General features: G+C 44.4%; 20 protein-coding genes. 11 read left to right on the top strand and 9 right to left on the bottom strand.

Annotated features, from left to right (window positions below; all coding sequences use genetic code 11):
• Nucleotides 1-577 precede the first annotated feature (577 nt).
• The 4 genes from VGB26_04800 to VGB26_04785 all read left to right on the top strand — a co-directional run bounded on the left by VGB26_04800 (nt 578) and on the right by VGB26_04785 (nt 2,680).
• Nucleotides 578-733, top strand: coding sequence for a hypothetical protein (locus tag VGB26_04800; protein HEX9757104.1), 156 nt, complete (start codon nt 578-580; stop codon nt 731-733).
• 4 nt (nt 734-737) lie between these two features.
• Nucleotides 738-1,211, top strand: coding sequence for a PIN domain-containing protein (locus VGB26_04795; GenBank protein ID HEX9757103.1), 474 nt, complete (start codon nt 738-740; stop codon nt 1,209-1,211).
• Entirely contained in the window at nt 1,198-1,386 is a 189-nt protein-coding gene (locus tag VGB26_04790; protein HEX9757102.1) for a hypothetical protein, read from the top strand. The genes VGB26_04795 and VGB26_04790 overlap by 14 nt, the downstream gene beginning before the upstream one ends.
• 664 nt (nt 1,387-2,050) lie before the next feature.
• On the top strand, nt 2,051-2,680 hold the full coding sequence (locus tag VGB26_04785) for a DUF3800 domain-containing protein (GenBank protein ID HEX9757101.1): 630 nt from the start codon (nt 2,051-2,053) through the stop codon (nt 2,678-2,680).
• Between the two features lie 474 nt (nt 2,681-3,154).
• Here VGB26_04785 and VGB26_04780 read toward each other — a convergent pair whose 3' ends face one another.
• Complete coding sequence (locus VGB26_04780) at nt 3,155-3,283, bottom strand: hypothetical protein (protein ID HEX9757100.1); 129 nt, start codon at nt 3,281-3,283, stop codon at nt 3,155-3,157.
• A 115-nt stretch (nt 3,284-3,398) separates the two neighbouring features.
• Here VGB26_04780 and VGB26_04775 point away from each other — a divergent pair, with 115 nt between their 5' ends.
• Nucleotides 3,399-3,848 carry a Fic family protein gene (locus VGB26_04775; GenBank protein HEX9757099.1) on the top strand — a complete coding sequence of 150 codons (450 nt, stop codon included), beginning with the start codon at nt 3,399-3,401 and terminating at the stop codon, nt 3,846-3,848.
• Between the two features lie 119 nt (nt 3,849-3,967).
• Here VGB26_04775 and VGB26_04770 read toward each other — a convergent pair whose 3' ends face one another.
• Nucleotides 3,968-4,138, bottom strand: coding sequence for a hypothetical protein (locus tag VGB26_04770; protein HEX9757098.1), 171 nt, complete (start codon nt 4,136-4,138; stop codon nt 3,968-3,970).
• Between the two features lie 2 nt (nt 4,139-4,140).
• Here VGB26_04770 and VGB26_04765 point away from each other — a divergent pair, with 2 nt between their 5' ends.
• A complete protein-coding gene (locus VGB26_04765) occupies nt 4,141-4,773 on the top strand; it encodes a DUF3800 domain-containing protein (protein HEX9757097.1) in 633 nt (210 codons plus the stop codon).
• Nucleotides 4,774-5,397: 624 nt separating this feature from the next.
• Here VGB26_04765 and VGB26_04760 read toward each other — a convergent pair.
• The 4 genes from VGB26_04760 to VGB26_04745 form a co-directional block, all read right to left on the bottom strand.
• Nucleotides 5,398-5,667 carry a BrnA antitoxin family protein gene (locus VGB26_04760; protein ID HEX9757096.1) on the bottom strand — a complete coding sequence of 90 codons (270 nt, stop codon included), beginning with the start codon at nt 5,665-5,667 and terminating at the stop codon, nt 5,398-5,400.
• A complete protein-coding gene (locus VGB26_04755; protein HEX9757095.1) occupies nt 5,648-5,965 on the bottom strand; it encodes a BrnT family toxin in 318 nt (105 codons plus the stop codon). Before VGB26_04755 ends, VGB26_04760 begins: the two co-directional genes overlap by 20 nt.
• A gap of 429 nt (nt 5,966-6,394) precedes the next feature.
• Complete coding sequence (locus VGB26_04750) at nt 6,395-6,787, bottom strand: HEPN domain-containing protein (GenBank protein ID HEX9757094.1); 393 nt, start codon at nt 6,785-6,787, stop codon at nt 6,395-6,397.
• Nucleotides 6,784-7,107 carry a nucleotidyltransferase domain-containing protein gene (locus VGB26_04745; GenBank protein ID HEX9757093.1) on the bottom strand — a complete coding sequence of 108 codons (324 nt, stop codon included), beginning with the start codon at nt 7,105-7,107 and terminating at the stop codon, nt 6,784-6,786. Before VGB26_04745 ends, VGB26_04750 begins: the two co-directional genes overlap by 4 nt.
• Before the next feature lie 420 nt (nt 7,108-7,527).
• Here VGB26_04745 and VGB26_04740 point away from each other — a divergent pair, with 420 nt between their 5' ends.
• The 3 genes from VGB26_04740 to VGB26_04730 all read left to right on the top strand — a co-directional run bounded on the left by VGB26_04740 (nt 7,528) and on the right by VGB26_04730 (nt 10,028).
• A complete protein-coding gene (locus VGB26_04740) occupies nt 7,528-8,397 on the top strand; it encodes a hypothetical protein (protein ID HEX9757092.1) in 870 nt (289 codons plus the stop codon).
• 139 nt (nt 8,398-8,536) lie between these two features.
• On the top strand, nt 8,537-9,316 hold the full coding sequence (locus VGB26_04735; protein HEX9757091.1) for an SEC-C metal-binding domain-containing protein: 780 nt from the start codon (nt 8,537-8,539) through the stop codon (nt 9,314-9,316).
• A gap of 448 nt (nt 9,317-9,764) precedes the next feature.
• Nucleotides 9,765-10,028: a LuxR C-terminal-related transcriptional regulator gene (locus tag VGB26_04730; protein HEX9757090.1), complete on the top strand. Its 264-nt coding sequence runs from the start codon at nt 9,765-9,767 to the stop codon at nt 10,026-10,028.
• 420 nt (nt 10,029-10,448) lie between these two features.
• Here the strand turns inward: VGB26_04730 and VGB26_04725 are convergent, their stop codons facing one another.
• Nucleotides 10,449-11,696 carry a tetratricopeptide repeat protein gene (locus VGB26_04725; GenBank protein ID HEX9757089.1) on the bottom strand — a complete coding sequence of 416 codons (1,248 nt, stop codon included), beginning with the start codon at nt 11,694-11,696 and terminating at the stop codon, nt 10,449-10,451.
• A 353-nt stretch (nt 11,697-12,049) separates the two neighbouring features.
• Complete coding sequence (locus VGB26_04720) at nt 12,050-12,715, bottom strand: ankyrin repeat domain-containing protein (protein HEX9757088.1); 666 nt, start codon at nt 12,713-12,715, stop codon at nt 12,050-12,052.
• 278 nt (nt 12,716-12,993) lie between these two features.
• On the opposite strand from VGB26_04720, the gene VGB26_04715 reads away from it, so the two are divergent.
• Both VGB26_04715 and VGB26_04710 read left to right on the top strand, forming a co-directional pair.
• Nucleotides 12,994-14,259: an alginate export family protein gene (locus tag VGB26_04715; GenBank protein HEX9757087.1), complete on the top strand. Its 1,266-nt coding sequence runs from the start codon at nt 12,994-12,996 to the stop codon at nt 14,257-14,259.
• Between the two features lie 446 nt (nt 14,260-14,705).
• The gene (locus tag VGB26_04710; GenBank protein ID HEX9757086.1) at nt 14,706-15,716 is read left to right on the top strand and encodes a hypothetical protein; all 1,011 of its coding nucleotides are present in this window, start codon (nt 14,706-14,708) and stop codon (nt 15,714-15,716) included.
• On the opposite strand, the gene VGB26_04705 is transcribed toward VGB26_04710, so the two are convergent.
• Nucleotides 15,711-16,142: a CBS domain-containing protein gene (locus VGB26_04705; GenBank protein ID HEX9757085.1), complete on the bottom strand. Its 432-nt coding sequence runs from the start codon at nt 16,140-16,142 to the stop codon at nt 15,711-15,713. The genes VGB26_04710 and VGB26_04705 overlap by 6 nt on opposite strands.
• Nucleotides 16,143-16,452 lie beyond the last annotated feature (310 nt).

The raw sequence follows: 16,452 nt of genomic DNA, 5'->3' as shown, positions 1-16,452 counted from the left end.
ATTTCGATGGAATCTTTATGTACATCCAAACCAACGATCGTGATAGAATCTTTCATGACCTGCCCTCCTTGTTTTTGGCCCTGTATTGGGTGGAACAACTCTCCCAATATAACCCATGTTGACAAGGGGCAGGTCTTTTTTTTTTAACTGTCAACCATTATGTCTAGTCTTTTCAAGCGGTTCCTTGGGTCCTGGATACCCGCTTTCGCGGGTATGACGACTTTTTACGAGTGCATCAGGTTTGGCTTATTTGCTTTTTAAAAAAAGTGGGCAAATTTCGTTTTGCCTCACCTTGGACCTGACCGGAATTCCGGTGACACCATACTGAATTCGTCTCTATTTTTCAGGCGGGCGCGACGATGGGATGGTAGGGGGCACGGCACGCTGTGCCCCTACGATGGGACGAGGAAACCGAGAATCCGAATACAAAAACGTGACCCATCAACGTAGGGATTCAAAATTTTGAACCCGTACCAGTATATTTGTGTGTAGTCGTGGTACCGGTGCCGCCTGCTGGAGCAATTTCGACAAATCGCAAATGACTTAGGCAACGGCTCATCAGGAGAAAAAACAAATAATGAAAGTGGAGATAAGTTTAGCTGATTGGCTTTTGAGAGCAGAAAACGGGCCAGATTTTCTGCGCCTTGCAAATGCCCTCTCAGCCCTGTATCCTAAAGATAGTAAAGAGAATCGGCTCTTGGATGCGATGTTGCTGGCGCTGCCACGGGGGTAAATGAATGCGATTGAAACTGTATCTGGACACGTCGGTCTTGGGAGCGGTCTGTGACCCCGGACCGGAAGAAAGACTTGCAGCGACCCACAGACTCCTTGGAGGCTTGGCCAAAGAATTATGGGATGGGTATATTTCGACACTTGTTCTTGAAGAGGTGGAGAGAGCGCCGAAAAACATCCGAGATAAAATTATTCGTGAAATCGAAAAAACTCAATTCGCGGTACTGGAAGAGACCCAAGAAAGCTTGGCCCTGGCCCGGGCTTACGTGGCGGCTGGTGCGATTCCGACCGATTATGAGGACGACGCACGGCATATCGCGGTAGCCACCGTCAGCGATATTCGAACCATTGTTTCATGGAACTTTCGGCATATGGTCAACATTGAGCGAAAGCGCATGATCAACAGTGTGAACCTGCGGGAGGACGTTCCGCTGATTGATATTGTTTCGCCGTGGGAGGTGAGTTATGAAGAAGCGTGAAAGCGAGAAAGAAGATTGGAAAACACCTTCCTTAGACTGGATTCATCGGGTCCGTCGCGAACGGCAGTCGGAACGAGCAGGACGGCCACCTCGGCCATTGTCCCAGGAAGAATCGGAAAAGTTGTCAAAGAAGTACGGCCTTAAATTGGTAAGAAAGACACAGGTAGACCGGTAACTGCATGGAACCCTGGTATAGAATTGTCACGCCCTCCTGAAAGAGGCTGTGCATGCCCCGGGATTATAAAATCAGTCTAAAAGACCCGCAGAAATAATAAAGAACCATTGAGCGACGATGGGATGGTAGGGTCGCGGTGCGCCGTTCGCCTACTGGAACGAGGACACCGGGAATTCGAATACGGTAGGGGTTTGATTCATCAAACCCGGAATGTAGGGGCTGCAATACGCCCTACAGTATCCGAAAGGGCTTTGCCCGATGATGCCGGTTCGATAATGTCTCGGTCATGGTCCCGCTGCTGCTTGGAGGAAAAAAAGTAATACCCTTAAGAAAACGTAATAAAGAGGGTAATAATGAGTTCCTCGGGGATTGTTCAAAAACCCTGGAACCACTGTAACGTCATGCCTGCCTTCGGCGCATGTAAACCTCCTTGCCTGGCCAGAAAACAGGCGTGACGCCTGTCTGCGCCTGACTGTGCGGAAGTCTTAAACGCAGACAGTTGTTGAAACGCACAGGCAGATGGGATGAGCTACCTGCCTGCGCGACGCGCAAGCAGAGGTACAAGTTTTGTGTCATAATTCATGTTCTCTGTTAAGTTTGCCCCAAAAATTGTAGTTCGAAAATAGCAGGCTACAATTGATTGAAATTTTTACTATAAATTAAGATGCTGGTCTTCGTTGACGAATCAGGGGATTCCGGCCTGAAGATTGGGGAAGGGTCCACTTCGCACTTTGTTGTTGCTCTGGTGGTATTTGAGGATAACGAAGAAGCTGAGGCGGCGGATCAACGGATTTCTTTGTTGCGAAGAGAGCTGAGGCTACATCCAGGATTTGAATTTCATTTTAATAAATGCCATCCGGGAATAAGGAAAGCGTTTTTGAATGCAATAACACCATACAATTTTTTCTATTTTGGTATCGTTATAAATAAGGCTAAATTATATGGAGAAGGCTTTCGATACCAAGAACCTTTTTATAAATACGTCAGTAGCTTGGTCTTTGAAAATGCAAAGCCTCACTTGGATGATGCCACCGTGATATTTGATGGAAGCGGTAGTAAAGGTTTTCGGAGACAACTGGAAGTTTACTTGAAAAAAAGGGTCAATACACCTCAGGCCACCAGGAAAATACGGAAGGTTAAAATTCAGGATTCTGCAAGAAACAACCTCATTCAACTTGCTGATATGATATGTGGGGCGATTGGGCGAAGCACGAGGAAGGACAAGAAGGACTCTCAGAGCTATAGGAAGATGATTAAAGCCAGGGAAATTTATGTACAAACATGGCCCAAATAAATCGGCCTGAATCCTAGCCCCGGAGGGCACGCACACCATACGGTGACAGTTCGGATTCAGGCCATTTCCAATTAACAATGATACACAGATGTGTGTACATTGTCAACATTGTAAAGACATACAATTATTTTAAATATCAATAGGTTAGATTGAATTGAGGGGTTTTGTAATTGTTTTGAAGCTCTATGATTAGGGGCGCAGGATAATACAAAAAGTGTATAAGTTCACTAAAATTGCATTTTTGGAGATCCAATGAGCCCTTCCCAAATCGTCCAAAAACTCCTGCCTGCATGCAAGCATGCGCAGACAAGCTGGAACTCTGCCTGCCTCGGTATGCTCGGCGCGGATAAATCTTCCTGCTTGCGCGCCGCGCGCAGGCAAGCGGCGATTTGTTTGGAATGGTATGGCATCCGGTAGTATAGTTTGTGCGTCGTATTTCACGTGATGTATGAATTTTCGCACTCGTAGTGTAGTTTATCCGAAAGGTCTTCGCCCGATGATGACGCTTCGACAGTTGGCTTCGAAACCCGAAACGCTTCCGGTTGCCACATCGTGGTATCTCGCCGACTTGGGCGAGGCGCGGGGGCGACAGGAGCTTTTCACCAAACAGTCCCCACAGCGGCTCAAGGTCTTGCGGGAGCATGCGTTGATCGAAAGCGCCGTCTCGTCGAACCGCATCGAGGGGGTCGTGGTGGATCAGGCCCGGATCGGCACGATCGTGTTCGGAAAATCTCGGTTGCGGGATCGCAACGAAGAAGAAGTCCGGGGCTATCGAAATGCCCTGAAACTCATCCACGAACAGGCTGCGAGCCTTCCCGTTTCAGAAAAAGCAATTCGAGAGCTTCATCGCCTGATCCGCGGCGAAATCGGGGACGGGGGACACTATAAAAAAATAAATAGTGACATCATCGAGAAATATCCCGATGGTCGTCAACGGGTGCGTTCCAAGACGGTGGAGGCGGCCCGAGTGGCGGAATCGATGCGGGAGATGATCGAACTCTGGAACCGCTCGTTGGATGAGCGATGGGTCCACCCCCTGATCAGCATGGCGGCGTTTAACCTCGATTTTCTCTGTATCCATCCGTTTCGGGACGGCAACGGGCGTGTCTCACGACTGTTGCTCTTGCTCCAGTGCAGGGCCCGGGGTCGGACCAAGGTAAGAGATTGAAATATTTATAAAAGAAGTAAATAATGGGGGCCAAATTTGGCTTAACCGGATCTTTTTGGGGTTAAAAAGGGTGTTGTAAGGAATCCGCTTTATACTCCCTTTACTCTTAAAAGCGTTTCTCAGTATAATTGGCTTACACTTCGGATTGAACCAAAACATATGCAATTATCTTTTGGGATCGAGGCTTCGGCTTCGGTTCCCATAACCGAGTCCAAGGTGTTCCAGAGTGCACCTTGGGCTTCTTGTTTTCCAGGCATTCTTAATAACTTTTCATCGAGGGTTTTATTCATCCATGTGGTTTCTCTATCTGGATGAGAGCGGAGATTTAGGCTTTGACTTTTTCGGAAAGAGGCCCTCACGGTTCTTCACGGTTGCAATAATGGCCGTGGATGGGATTGAGGAAAACAGGAAAATCATTAAAGCGGTAAGGAAAACAATTCGGAGGAAGTTTCCGATAAAACGGGATGTAGAGTTGAAAGGAGTACGGACCCGTATAGAAATCAAACAGTATTTTTATAGCCTGATTCGGCCTGTGAGGTTCAGCATTTACGCCCTTACTTTGAATAAGCGGCGTGTCTATGATGAGTTGGCGACCCAAAAAGACCGTGTTTACAATTTTATTTCCAGGAAGGTTCTCGATCAATTCCCATTTGAGGATGCGGAGACGAGAATTCAGCTTTACCTGGACCGGTGCAAAAGCAAATTAGAGGTCAGGGAGTTCAACAGTTATCTTGAAAGGCAACTTAAAAGCAGAATTGACCCGCGCGTTCCCTTGAGTATCGATCATGCCGATTCGTCGGATAATCCGGGTTTACAGGTTATTGATCTGTTCGCGTGGGGTATTTTTCGAAAGTATGAAAAGAAAGATTCAGAATGGTTCGAAGTGTTCAAGGAGAAGGTGAGGTATGACGAGCGGTACCTTTAGACAATAAGAAAGAGCGCGCCTGATAGGTTCGTTGCCCTCTGGCTTGGCCAACCAATGGAAGGGAACACCAGAGGAACCTACCTCGGTCTTACCGCTCGATTTAAATATACTTCATAGGGGTCAGTGGTGTCAACTAATCATGGGAAAAACTTTTGAGTATCTGAATATGCCTCATTTTCATTGTCCAATGCGGGCTAGCTGGGTTGTCCTTAGTTTTTCATCAACTGCCCGGTCGAGGCGGACCAAGATAAGGGATTGAAGTATTTATATAAGAATTAAAAAATGGCCCAAAAAATAGGCTTAAACGGGTCTTTTTGGGGTTAAAACTTGTCACAACTTTTAGATTTAATTTCCCTTCATTAAATTGCAATCCTCCTTTCCTTAGATTCCCATTAAAAATATTTGGTTTTCCCTCCAGACTTATCCAAGTTTTTGTGTCTATAAAAATTTACTGGGATAATTGAAATTAGTTTCAGCGAACGATTCTGTCCCCCGCTAGTTGATTCTAACCATAAAAGGCGAAGATCATCTTATTATAATTGTTTGTCCGGTTTCCTCATGAACGAGGCTATATCCCAGTGGCAAGGCTAACTATGAAAGTGATTCCATCGAAGGGGGCAATGATTAACTTGCCTTTAATTCTTTCTGAATCCTTTCGGAAAGAAATATTTTCAGGAGAGATTGGTAGGGGACATCCCGTTTGTTGGCCAGAAGCTTCAGCTCCTCGAGCATCGATTCCGGAAGCCTTAAGGAAATGGTTTTTATGGAGGGCTTGAGGTTGGGAAGCACAGCCCTTTTTCCCTTTTTCCAATCGACAAACTCGGTTGAGTCATGGGTTGCCCAAAACTCCCCTTCCTCATCTTCGCTCTTGAATTTAGGAACTTTCTTCTTCATAAGATTTGTACACCTTCCTTTCTTTGTGATTCACGTTCCTTGCCGAAATGACACGGATTTTGTCCCTTCGAACGGTAAAGACATTAAATAAAAGTCTGCCCGAATCCGAATGACCAAGGCTGTAATAACGGGACTCTTTCTCTGAATGTTTTGTGTCGTCCTTAACGATGAGGGGCCGATTGAAAAATCCTTCTTCGCACTCAGAGGGGGTGACCCTGTGCTTTTGCCAAATTTTCTCTGAATTATGTTTATCCCATTCAAATCCAATGCACTTTGAAAGGACATCGAAATGATCCATTAAAACTGAAGTATATGATCATCATATACTTCAGTCAATGAAGAAATTAAAGCGAGCCCGGCAAACCCGGGGTCGGACCAAGGTAGGAATTGAATTATTTATAAAAGAAGTAAATAATGGGGGCCAAATTTGGGCTTAAACAGATCTTTTTGGGGTTAAAAAGCGCGTTTTAAGGAATCCGTATGTCCAGGGCCAACCGACATTATATTAATCCCCAATGTGTCTGGATTATCACCCACCGGTGTCATATAAAAAATTTCTTCTCAAATTTGCCAAGGACAAAAAAATGAAATTCGAAAGCCGGGATTCCTCTTACAGCCATCTTTTTGCGGGTAAAAAGGAGGTTCCAAGCCACAAAAACGCCCATATTTTAGATGCTTAATCTTTCATATCAAACACTTAGCTTGGTCCGACCCTCCCCCATGGATCTTAGGTAGGCTTTTCCTGGCTTTCTAAGTATCGTAGTATGACACTCATAAATTCTTTGGCCTGTCCAATTGTTTCGCTTGCGGCTTTTTCTGAAACATGGACACCAACCGCGTAATCGCCAACGGCTCTTTTATCGTAGGCACTCTTCAGATACCGGTGATACTTTGTATCCACCAGCCCCGTTTTTGTAAAGTGCTGGCCAAACGCCCCGATGACTGCGCTATGCTTTGAATAGGTCAGCCCTTTTCCCAGAAGTGCAGCCTCGGAAAGATAGAACATGGCATAGTAGGCTCGGGCGGCAGCAAAGCCATAAAACTTATGTTGGAACAGAACTTCTGCCGCATCTAGGCTCTCACGGGACTTTGAGACCAGTTCATTAAGCTCTGGCCTCATGGGACCAGCATCCCTTCGCGCCGGACATTCAGCAGAAATGGCGTCTGCCGTTCCTGATAGTCTCTTTCCGACATCGGAAAGACCGAAACGACGATATCATGTTCCAGAGAAATTTGGCTGGTGAGATCCTCGATCTTTTCGAACTCAGACCAAAAGTCACGACACTCATCCAGGATGAGCAGGACATCAATATCCGATCCTGCGATGGCCTCGCCCCTTGCATGTGAGCCATACAGGATCAGTTTCCGAAGGCGAGCCCCATATATCTTGTCGAGACGATGTTTTAATTTACTAACAATGAATTGGATCTTGGTATCCATAGAAGGCAATCCCACACATCTTTTTGCCGCCCAGCTTACAAGATAACGCTCATTATAACATACACCCATAATGGGGCAAACGAAAAACGAGAAAAAGAGATGACGAGCACGATTTCCAGCTACAGAAAAACAAATACTCCCAAGCTGCCGAACCTTTTGGTGCCGCTCTTCCGTGGATTCTATCAGAAATACCGGAAGGTCTGGCTGGAATTAGATAACCTCGAACATTTTGTTGTGGGCCCGGACAGGGCTGAGGCCCGCAACCTCCCGCCAGGTCTTCTCCACGAGTTCTTCGGATAAAGGTCCCATGCCGTCCCCTATTCCGGATAGAATCGGATACGGAATGATCACACTTTATTGCTCTACCATCAAATGGGTGATTTCTGTATAATGTCAGGCCAGCCAAGGAGGTTCTAAATCGTGGCCTATTTTGCGGGCACGGGCTGCCCCTGCGGAAGCGGAAAAATATTCAATGAATGCTGCCTCATCAGAAATGATACGGCCTCGCCCTTAAATGAACTCAAATCTTACATTCAATCCGCCCTCGGCAAAAGGACGTTTCCGTCCATTGAGGCGTTAAATACCGAGCTGGACTGGATCATGAGGGACCGCAATACGACACCGGTCGAGGCTTTCTCAGGGCTATCCAAAGAGCAGATGTTCCGTTTCTTATATTTTCCCTTTGAAAGCAGCTCCCTGATCGAGTTCTCCCCTAATATCAAGAGCTTTGCTGAATCATCTTTCATTAAGCTTTTTTTGTTTCTCATCCGCCAATGCAATAAAAGTAAGGGCTTGAAATCGACCATCAAGGGAAACCTTCCGCGCAATCTTTGCAGAGACGCTGCGCTTGAGTACTTCGGAGAAGAAGAATCCAGAGAGCGATTGAAATACTTTAGGATAATGACCGAAGCGGATTTCATGGAGTTGCACACGGTACGCATCGTTGCTGGGATGGCTGGTTTTATCAGGAAAGCCAGGGGCAAGTTCATACTAACAAAAGCGGGTCAGGAGGTTTCGCACAAGGGCATGAATGGAAAAGCGGTCATCGAGCTTCTCAAGGCATACACGCGGAAATTCAATTGGGGCTTTAATGACCGCTATCCGGAACTTCACATTGTACAGAACTCTTTTCTCTATACCCTCTTTGTGCTTCAGAAATACGGAGATATCTTAAGGCCCTGCTCATTTTACGAGGATCTGTTTATCAAGGCCTTTCCCAACGCAATCGATGAAGCGCCTGAGACTCCTTTTTCCTCAAAGGAAGGGTGGTCAGAAGATGTTATGCGATAAGGTGCCTTGTTAGATTTGCCTGCTTCTGGGGTTTTGCTCAGGGAAATATATCCCGCAGCGACTTTACCGTCAAAAATTTCGAGCTTAGGAAAACTTCGCTTCTCGACGAACTGGTGCATTTTCATATTGGGGGAAATTGATGGATCAGATAAGTGTTGACAAATTTATCACCGTCCTTGATGAGGCTTTAAAGAGATTTGAAAGGCCTGGCAGGCGGGATCGAAGCGGCTATAAAAAGACGCTCGAAGAGCAGTATCTCCTTGCAAAGCGGGTCTATGAGTTCATTTTGAAAGCCGACGGCACACCGGACAAGGATTTGTTCGACGAGATCGTGCAGAAGGCAGAATTTGACTTTACCGGATGGCTGGTGGGTCTTCCTCTTTCGCTGAATGACCATGGAGGATTGATCGATGAGGCGGTTGAAGTAGGCAGTCTTTTTGCCGAGATTCATTCTCCGGACAATTTTCTTGGCGATATGGGAATTATACTCGCAGAGGCCGGAAGGCGAGAGGAGGCCCTTAAAAGGATAACCGAGAACCTCGAGCGGTTTGATGACGATGTTTGGGTGATGATTAAATCGGGCGATGCCTTTTGTGCATTAAAAGAGACCGAAAGGGCGATTGAGCTCTATAACCGCGCATACGCTTTAAGGGATCCACTCAGTTATGACAGGGAGGGGGTGCTTGAACGCCTTATTCCCCTGCTCAGGGAGCTTGGCAGAGATGAGGAGGCAGATTCCCTGGCCAAAAGGGAGGAAAAAGCCCGGGAAGAAGAATACAAAAGCTTTGATACCGACCCTTCCGTCACGAAAACGCCGGTCGAGCCCAAAAGGATGCCTGCGAAGTCCTTAAAAGTCGGGAGGAACCAACCCTGCCCCTGCGGAAGCGGGAAGAAATACAAGAAGTGCTGCTGGATATAATTTAATTTAACGGACACAGGGTGACTGTCAGATAAAATCTTGACCGTTACCCAATCATATCAAATAAAACCTCAAAAACAGGGGGCTCCAATGCCTCTATATTGCTTCTCCACCGGTCCTTGCGCCCCCCCGCATCCAATCACTAATTTTATATCTTAAAATAAAAGGCCACTGAAGAGTGGCCTTTTTTATTTCTCATCTCCTTTTCCCAATTAATCCTACCGGAATAAGTTTAAAGAGACAGAAAATTGGCTTTTTAATCCATTTTCGGACAAAATTTACCTTTATATTAATTGATAAAAGATAAAAACTTACCTCTTCACAGAGACAACATGTCAAATTTCTGCCTATTTCCTATTGACTTTTTTTGACATTCCCCTTATATTCAAAAAAAATTGCTTAGTGTTTAATCAATGTATATTGAAACTTTAAGGGACTCTAAAATAAAATGATTACTAAAAAACTTAAAGAAAAAAGAAAGGTCGGTCGTCCCAGGAAGGAAGGAAGCGAAAACCTTACGGAAAGAGAAATTGAGGTTTTAAAGCTTCTAGCAAACGGGAATACCGTCAAAACCGTGGCATCACAATTAAATATCAGCACCAAAACCGTTGACACCCACACAGTAAGACTCATGCGGAAAATCAAAGTACGAAACCGTGTGGGTCTTGTGAAATATGCCCTTCGTGAAAAGTTAATCCTTCTTGAGGATTAACTTTTTTGAACAGGTGTTTTTACATCCCTTTCTAAATGAAACCACTCCGTTTCCCAAATTAAAAGGGAATGAGGAAGGGAATTTTCCACTCAAACCAAAAAAATCTCGCTACAATCTTCATTTTCTAAAAAAATCCCCTTTGTGTTTAAACCAAAAAACCCCTCCATAAACCAAATGATCTTGTGGTGCATTCTACAAATCACTTGAATATTTCATAAATCATTTAAGCCATTACCGCAACAGGCGGTGATTTTTGACCCCTGGATTCCCGCTTCCGCGGGAATGACGGAAGGGGATTGGAATGGTGGGAGGGAGAGGGATTGGTGGGGAAAGCGGAAATGATAGCCTTTATTATTTTAAAATAGCTATAAGGAACAACACGAGATGGGTTTAAATTACAGGACAAACACTTGAGCCCATCTAAAGTTTGGCAAGATGGGCTTTGGCCTGGGGAGCCATTTCTCCATTGGGAACCTTGGCGAGGTATTCTTTAAATTTATCCTTGGCCTTTTCATCCTCACCCAATTTCAAAAAACTTTTTCCTATTTGATATAGAGCCGCGTTAAATTGCGGATTCATTTTTAATGTCTTTTCAAAGGATTCTATAGCTTTTGGGTAATCACCCTGGTCAAATAAAACAAGACCGATGTTATATCGGGCCATAAAAAAGATGGGAAAGGCATCCAGAACCTGGTTGTAGGCCACATACGCTTTTTCCAAATTACCCAGTTCCTGGTAGGCTCTGGCCATATGATAGTAAATGGCAAATTTTTCACCCCCTGTTGCCAAGGCCTTTTTGAAAAAACGGACGGCATCTTCAAATTGCCTTTGGTTCAAATAAATTTCTGCAATTTTAACATTCACATCCGATGTATACGGATTTAGATGGGTGGCCTTTCTATAGGCTTGTAGGGCATCCTCGGACTTTGCCAACATAGAATAGGCTTTTCCAAGCCGGTAATACCCTTCGGCTAAATTGGAATTCAAATGAACAGCCTGCTTAAACTCCTTAATGGCCTCTTCAAAGTCTCTGAGTTCAAATAAGACAACCCCCTTTTGAAAGTGGGCCATAAACATAGTGGGATTGATTTCAAGGGTTTTATTAAAAGCGGATAGGGCTTTTTGATGTTCTTCCATTTCAATATAAATCAAACCGATTTTATAGTGAAAATAGGAGCCCTCGACTCCTTTTTTAAGTCCTTTTTGATAGGTTTGAATGGCCTGGAGATAATCTTCCTTCCCACGGAAAGAGTCGGCCAGGTATTCATAAACTTCCTCTCCGGATGGGTCAACCCTCTTGGCTTCTTGAAAAGACGCAATCGAAGAATCCCAATCCTGAAGGAGCTGATAGGCCAAACCCAAACGAACGTGTGCAAGGGAGCTTTTTGGCTTTAAGTGCACCGCTTTTTTAAACTCTACAATGGCTTCTTCAGTTCGTCCTATTTTAAAGTAGACCTCCCCCAATCCCAAATGGGCCTCAAAAGAGTCTGGATCCTTTGATATGTGCTTCTCATAAGTTTCAAGCGCCTCCTCAAAATTGCCTAACTCTTGGGCCTGTCGTGCAATCTGAATTGGTTTTTCCACAGGTTGGGTTGCGAAAATTATCGTTTGGGTTCCTGACCCTAAAACAACAAGAGCAATCCATATACTGATAGAACGAACATTCATTTTGGTCTCCGGTATGGGTGTTTCGATAATTGGAATTTAAAGAAATTGATGTCTATAATATAGTTCGGTTTTTTTTCACCTTTAGTTTAACAGGAAATCAAAATTCCACCAGTTTGGCATATTTTGTCAGGACCTCGGAAAACAAAAACACTCTTTACCCTAAGCGGGTATTACAAAATTTTTAATTTTAAAAACTATTTATAAAACCCTTAAAGATGAAGATGGTTCAAAAGGTAAATTTTATTTGCAAAATCCCATAGGGAAGGATCCCTTAAGAGGTTTTGCAAAAAATCGAAATAGATTTGCTACCCTTTTGTTATTTTCTGCCTTTCTAAGGCCCCTCTAAAAATTCCTTATGGGCTACTTTTTTCTAATAACTTTATAACCTCCGCCTTTTTTCTTTCCCGGGCATAATCCAAAGCGGTTTTCCCGTCAAAATCCTTCGCGGATAATTTAGCCCCTAAATTTAAAAGCGCTTTCACGACCTCCTTTTGACCCTCAAAGGATGCACGCATTAAAGCCGTCCAGCCGTCCTCGGTAGCAGTATTCACATCTGCGCCATTTTTCAGTAAGGCCTCAGCAATTCTTTTATTGCCACTTGCGAAAGCCATATACAAAGCCGTTCTTCCCAGCCTTGATTTGGAATTCACATCCGCTCCTTTTTCTATTAAAACAAGGACAACTTCAAAGTGCCCTTGTTCAGACGCCATATACAGGGGTGTCTCTTTGGTCTTCGTTTTTGCTTCTAAATCAGCACCATGTTCAACCAAAATTTCTACCACCTCCCTGTCTCCAAAATAAGACGCCAGATGAAGTGAATTCCATTTTAATACAGGGTCCACGATGGTATCGGGGTTGGTTCCTTTTAAGAGTAACGCCTTTATTTTTTGAACATCTCTCTGAAAAGAGGCCTTTCTCAACTCTTTGTCATCACCCGCAAAGGATATAAAGGGAATCAATATCCAAGAAAAAAAAATGAGAAAACACCAGAGTGCCTGCCTTTTGTTCTTACATTTCATAGGGAACTCGTTTGAAAAATAATATCATGCTGAACCCTAAAAACCAAACGACCGTTAGCCTATTGAATCCTTACCCCTCTTTTAAAGAGGTCCCAGCAGAAAAAAAAGGTTATATAAAAAAGGAAAATATTTTTAACCGAATCCTCCCTAAACCTTTAAATGATGTTGAATCCTGTGGATTCCCACCTTGAATTAACCATTCCCACAGGGTAATATTGCTTTTTTATGAATCGGTATTCCAAAAAATAAATTTGTTTTCAATTAAAGCTGAGGAGAAAATGAAAAAAACGGACCGTATTCGAGTTTTTGGTTGCCTGCTTTTAATTTCTAACCTGTTTGGGTCAATGGCTTGGACGGACCGTTCTTGGGCAGCTGTGACCTTCATCGATGCTTTAACCAAAGGGAAAATCTCAATGGATCTGAGATATCGCTATGAATTCGTCGATGAGGATGATGAAGATGATAAAATTATTCTTAAAAATGCCCAGGCGTCCACACTGAGAACCCGGTTGGGTTATGAAACCGAAAATTACTCTGGTTTTGGGGCATTGATTGAGTTTGAAAATGTCGCAGTCATCGGAAGCAACCGGTTTAATGACACCGTAAATGGGAGAACCGAATTCCCTATTGTCGCCGAACCGCCTGATACTGAGATCAATCAGGCTTTTCTGAGCTATCAGCCCCAAGTCACCACATGGGTACGGTATGGGAGACAACGTATCACCATTGATAATCAGCGTTTTGTGGGAAATGTGGGATGGCAGCAAAATGAGCAAACCTTCGATGCCCTTTCCATTGTGACCCAGGCCCTCCCCCAAACCCAAGGCACCTATGTTTACCTGACCAACGTCAATCGGGTTTTTGGTGAAAATCACCCCACTAGCAGTGATTTGGGGATGGAAACTCACCTCATTAACCTGGCCTTAATTGGTCCCGAAGAAGGTTCTTTAACCGGATACGCCTATTTATTAGATTTTGATGATACCCCCTTAGCCTCTACAAAAACCTTTGGTGTCCGACTTCAGGGCTCCCAAAAAGTGAACCAAAAGGCCAAAATTATATATACCGCTGAATATGCGGACCAAAGCGAATATGCAGATGGGGCAAGCAGTAACGACGCTTCATATTATCTGGGAGAATTGGGGTGGGTGTTTGATACCTCAACTTTAAAAGCCAATTATGAAGTATTAGGCGGGGATGGCATTTATGGCTTTTCCACTCCCTTAGCGACCCTCCATGGATTTCAGGGTTGGACCGATCAATTTTTGGTCACCCCCTCAACCGGGGTTAGAGATCTTTTTTTCACTTTAAGCGTTTCTTTTCAAGCAGGAAATCTGACGGTGGTCTATCATGATTTTTCATCCGATCATGGGGGCTTCAATTACGGAACCGAACTAGGGGTCTCCCTCCAAAAAACATACCTGAAGCATTACACCTTTTTGGTGAAATACGCCTCTTACGATGCGGAAAACACTCCCAGCAACACCGGGAATCCCTCACAGGATGTTGAGAAATTATGGCTTGTCGCCCAGATCCAGTTTTAAAAGATATTGAACCACAAAGGAATTTAGGAACATGAAAGCTGATCCCCTTTTTGGCTGTATTCTATTAACCTATTAATCATTTAAAAGCATACCTCTAAAAAGAATCCTCATCCACCCAACTGGTGATTCGGTTCTAAACCGTAATCAAATTCAGACCCATACAGATTCTTTACACCTCCTTTATAAATCCTTTATATAAATTGATTTAATTTGACCTATCAGGAAAATAAAAAGGGTACCCAGTTCAGACCTTTAAAGAACCCATGATTGGCCCCTACGGCACAGGTTTTCACTCATATCGATCAAGGTTTTATCGCATGCTTACACGTTGAAAAACCCCTCATACACCATCGCCCCTGAAAACCCCTCTCCCTCAACCCAAAAACACCCGTACCGACCATGTCGGATACCCTTTGATTCTTAAGGAACGAGAAAAAAGGAGATTCATGATGAAAACATCAAAAATAAGGATGAAAACCCTTTCCTTTCAAGAAATGTTAATTCTGGCCACCTTTATTCTTTTGGGGATATCCTTCCTGCTCCCCTATGGTTTTCCAAATCCGATCACCCCTCATCCGGGGATCGAGCTCGATGAAGGGGTTGTACAGGAAAAAATCGGATACGCTATTTCCGTTTCTTCCAGATGGGATTCGGATCGGAAATCCACATTAGAAAACCAGCATCAGGCTCTCGTTCAGGAGGCCCTGGAATCCGGTAAAACCCAAAGGGCAAGAATCCAAGAGGCGCTTGGCTTCAGCATTGTTCGGGAAAGCCAAAAAATTTTAAATTGGCAAGCCCATCTTAAAAACGAAATAGAAAACACACAGTCCACACTTCAGAACTTTACAGAAAGAGAACCCTCTAGACGCCAAGAACAAATCGGAATGGCGGTTCTGACTGCTTACCGCCGAGGAGCGGTAAAGGGAACGGCTTTCCAGAATGCTTTTCAAAAGGAAACCACCCGATTGAAAAAGGTGGATGAAAGGAAAAAAAACCGGTGGGAAACGCGTTTAAACCTTTTAAAAAGGGAAGAGTCTCGATTTCCAACCATCATCCGGTCCCTATACCAAGAAACCACTAAAGCCACACATCGCTCAGTGACCTTACAAGATGAATCTCAGCAGGTTTGGGCCCAACAAATTCTAAGGGGAATTGAAAATAACCTGGCGGTTCAAAGAAAACCACGTGATTTCCTAAATCTCGCAAACGGGGTAAAGGAAACCTGGCTCGGGAAACCGGTTACCAACGGATTTATGGAATTCGGGTTGCCTGCCCTCTTAGGGCTTTTCATGGTTGGGATATGGTTTGCCTCTATTCCACCAGACGCCCCACTTTTATCAAGCGTTGAAGGCATAGAAAAACCCAAAACCGATCCTTTTCATTATCCACCTAACCAGGAGGTGAGAGCGGCAGAATTTCAACCTTATGATAAAGGTTTAAAATTAAAAACCCTATAGGTAGGCGGTATAGCCCAGATCGGATGAGATGGCTTGCCCCAAACCACACATTTCGACCCCCATCAGTGCAATGAGGTCATCCAAGGTCATTATGCCCACGAGTTTGCCCACGTGGTCAACAATGGGGAAGCGTCTTTTTCCATGCTGTTTCATGGTTTGAATTAGGTCCCACACCCCTTTTTCCTGACTGATCACAATGGGATTAGGAGTCATGACTGAACGGATCTTTGTAGATATTGCATCAAGCCCCTCCCCGGTGACCCGTAATAAAATATCTCGGTCCGTCAGGATACCCACCGGTTTCTCTTTTTCGGTAATCACAACAGCACCTACTTTTTGATCCCGCATGAGTTTAATTGCTTCCATAACAATGTGACCTGGAGAAAGGGTAACAACCGGAGAATTTGAAAAATCTGAAATCGGCATTTTTGCCCTCCTCTTTATATGGGCCCTCCCATTTTAGAAACGCCGGAAGAAAACCCGGTGGGATGGATTAAATTCCCATTCTCTTATAATTAGAGTAAATATAAAATGATTAAGATCAAGAAGGGGTTAAAAAGCAAAAAAATTCCCAAAGGGTGTTCTATTTAAAAATTATGGCTCATCGTGGAAGTGAGTGGGTAAATTTTGTCATTACCCGCCTGTCCGGCGGGCACTTGCAGGCAGGGGAAAGCGGAAATCCAGGCCCTTCCCGTCATTCCCGCGAAACCTGTCCTCGAATGCCTCTATCGGGGAG

The organism is Nitrospiria bacterium, assembly GCA_036397255.1.
Classification (GTDB): Bacteria; Nitrospirota; Nitrospiria; order DASWJH01; family DASWJH01; genus DASWJH01.
The sequence above is the reverse complement of the archived record's forward strand: the minus strand, read 5'-3'. Positions and strand labels throughout refer to the sequence as shown.

Excerpts from the sequence above, each read along its gene's own strand:
- VGB26_04800 (HEX9757104.1), top strand. The coding sequence starts at position 578 with ATGAAAGTGGAGATAAGTTTAGCTGATTGGCTTTTGAGAGCAGAAAAC.
- VGB26_04795 (HEX9757103.1), top strand. The coding sequence starts at position 738 with ATGCGATTGAAACTGTATCTGGACACGTCGGTCTTGGGAGCGGTCTGT.
- VGB26_04755 (HEX9757095.1), bottom strand. The coding sequence starts at position 5,965 with ATGGATCATTTCGATGTCCTTTCAAAGTGCATTGGATTTGAATGGGAT.
- VGB26_04785 (HEX9757101.1), top strand. The coding sequence starts at position 2,051 with ATGCTGGTCTTCGTTGACGAATCAGGGGATTCCGGCCTGAAGATTGGG.
- VGB26_04715 (HEX9757087.1), top strand. The coding sequence starts at position 12,994 with ATGAAAAAAACGGACCGTATTCGAGTTTTTGGTTGCCTGCTTTTAATT.
- VGB26_04770 (HEX9757098.1), bottom strand. The coding sequence starts at position 4,138 with ATGAATAAAACCCTCGATGAAAAGTTATTAAGAATGCCTGGAAAACAA.
- VGB26_04730 (HEX9757090.1), top strand. The coding sequence starts at position 9,765 with ATGATTACTAAAAAACTTAAAGAAAAAAGAAAGGTCGGTCGTCCCAGG.
- VGB26_04725 (HEX9757089.1), bottom strand. The coding sequence starts at position 11,696 with ATGAATGTTCGTTCTATCAGTATATGGATTGCTCTTGTTGTTTTAGGG.
- VGB26_04710 (HEX9757086.1), top strand. The coding sequence starts at position 14,706 with ATGATGAAAACATCAAAAATAAGGATGAAAACCCTTTCCTTTCAAGAA.
- VGB26_04720 (HEX9757088.1), bottom strand. The coding sequence starts at position 12,715 with ATGAAATGTAAGAACAAAAGGCAGGCACTCTGGTGTTTTCTCATTTTT.
- VGB26_04790 (HEX9757102.1), top strand. The coding sequence starts at position 1,198 with ATGAAGAAGCGTGAAAGCGAGAAAGAAGATTGGAAAACACCTTCCTTA.
- VGB26_04735 (HEX9757091.1), top strand. The coding sequence starts at position 8,537 with ATGGATCAGATAAGTGTTGACAAATTTATCACCGTCCTTGATGAGGCT.
- VGB26_04760 (HEX9757096.1), bottom strand. The coding sequence starts at position 5,667 with ATGAAGAAGAAAGTTCCTAAATTCAAGAGCGAAGATGAGGAAGGGGAG.
- VGB26_04705 (HEX9757085.1), bottom strand. The coding sequence starts at position 16,142 with ATGCCGATTTCAGATTTTTCAAATTCTCCGGTTGTTACCCTTTCTCCA.
- VGB26_04745 (HEX9757093.1), bottom strand. The coding sequence starts at position 7,107 with ATGGATACCAAGATCCAATTCATTGTTAGTAAATTAAAACATCGTCTC.
- VGB26_04750 (HEX9757094.1), bottom strand. The coding sequence starts at position 6,787 with ATGAGGCCAGAGCTTAATGAACTGGTCTCAAAGTCCCGTGAGAGCCTA.
- VGB26_04765 (HEX9757097.1), top strand. The coding sequence starts at position 4,141 with ATGTGGTTTCTCTATCTGGATGAGAGCGGAGATTTAGGCTTTGACTTT.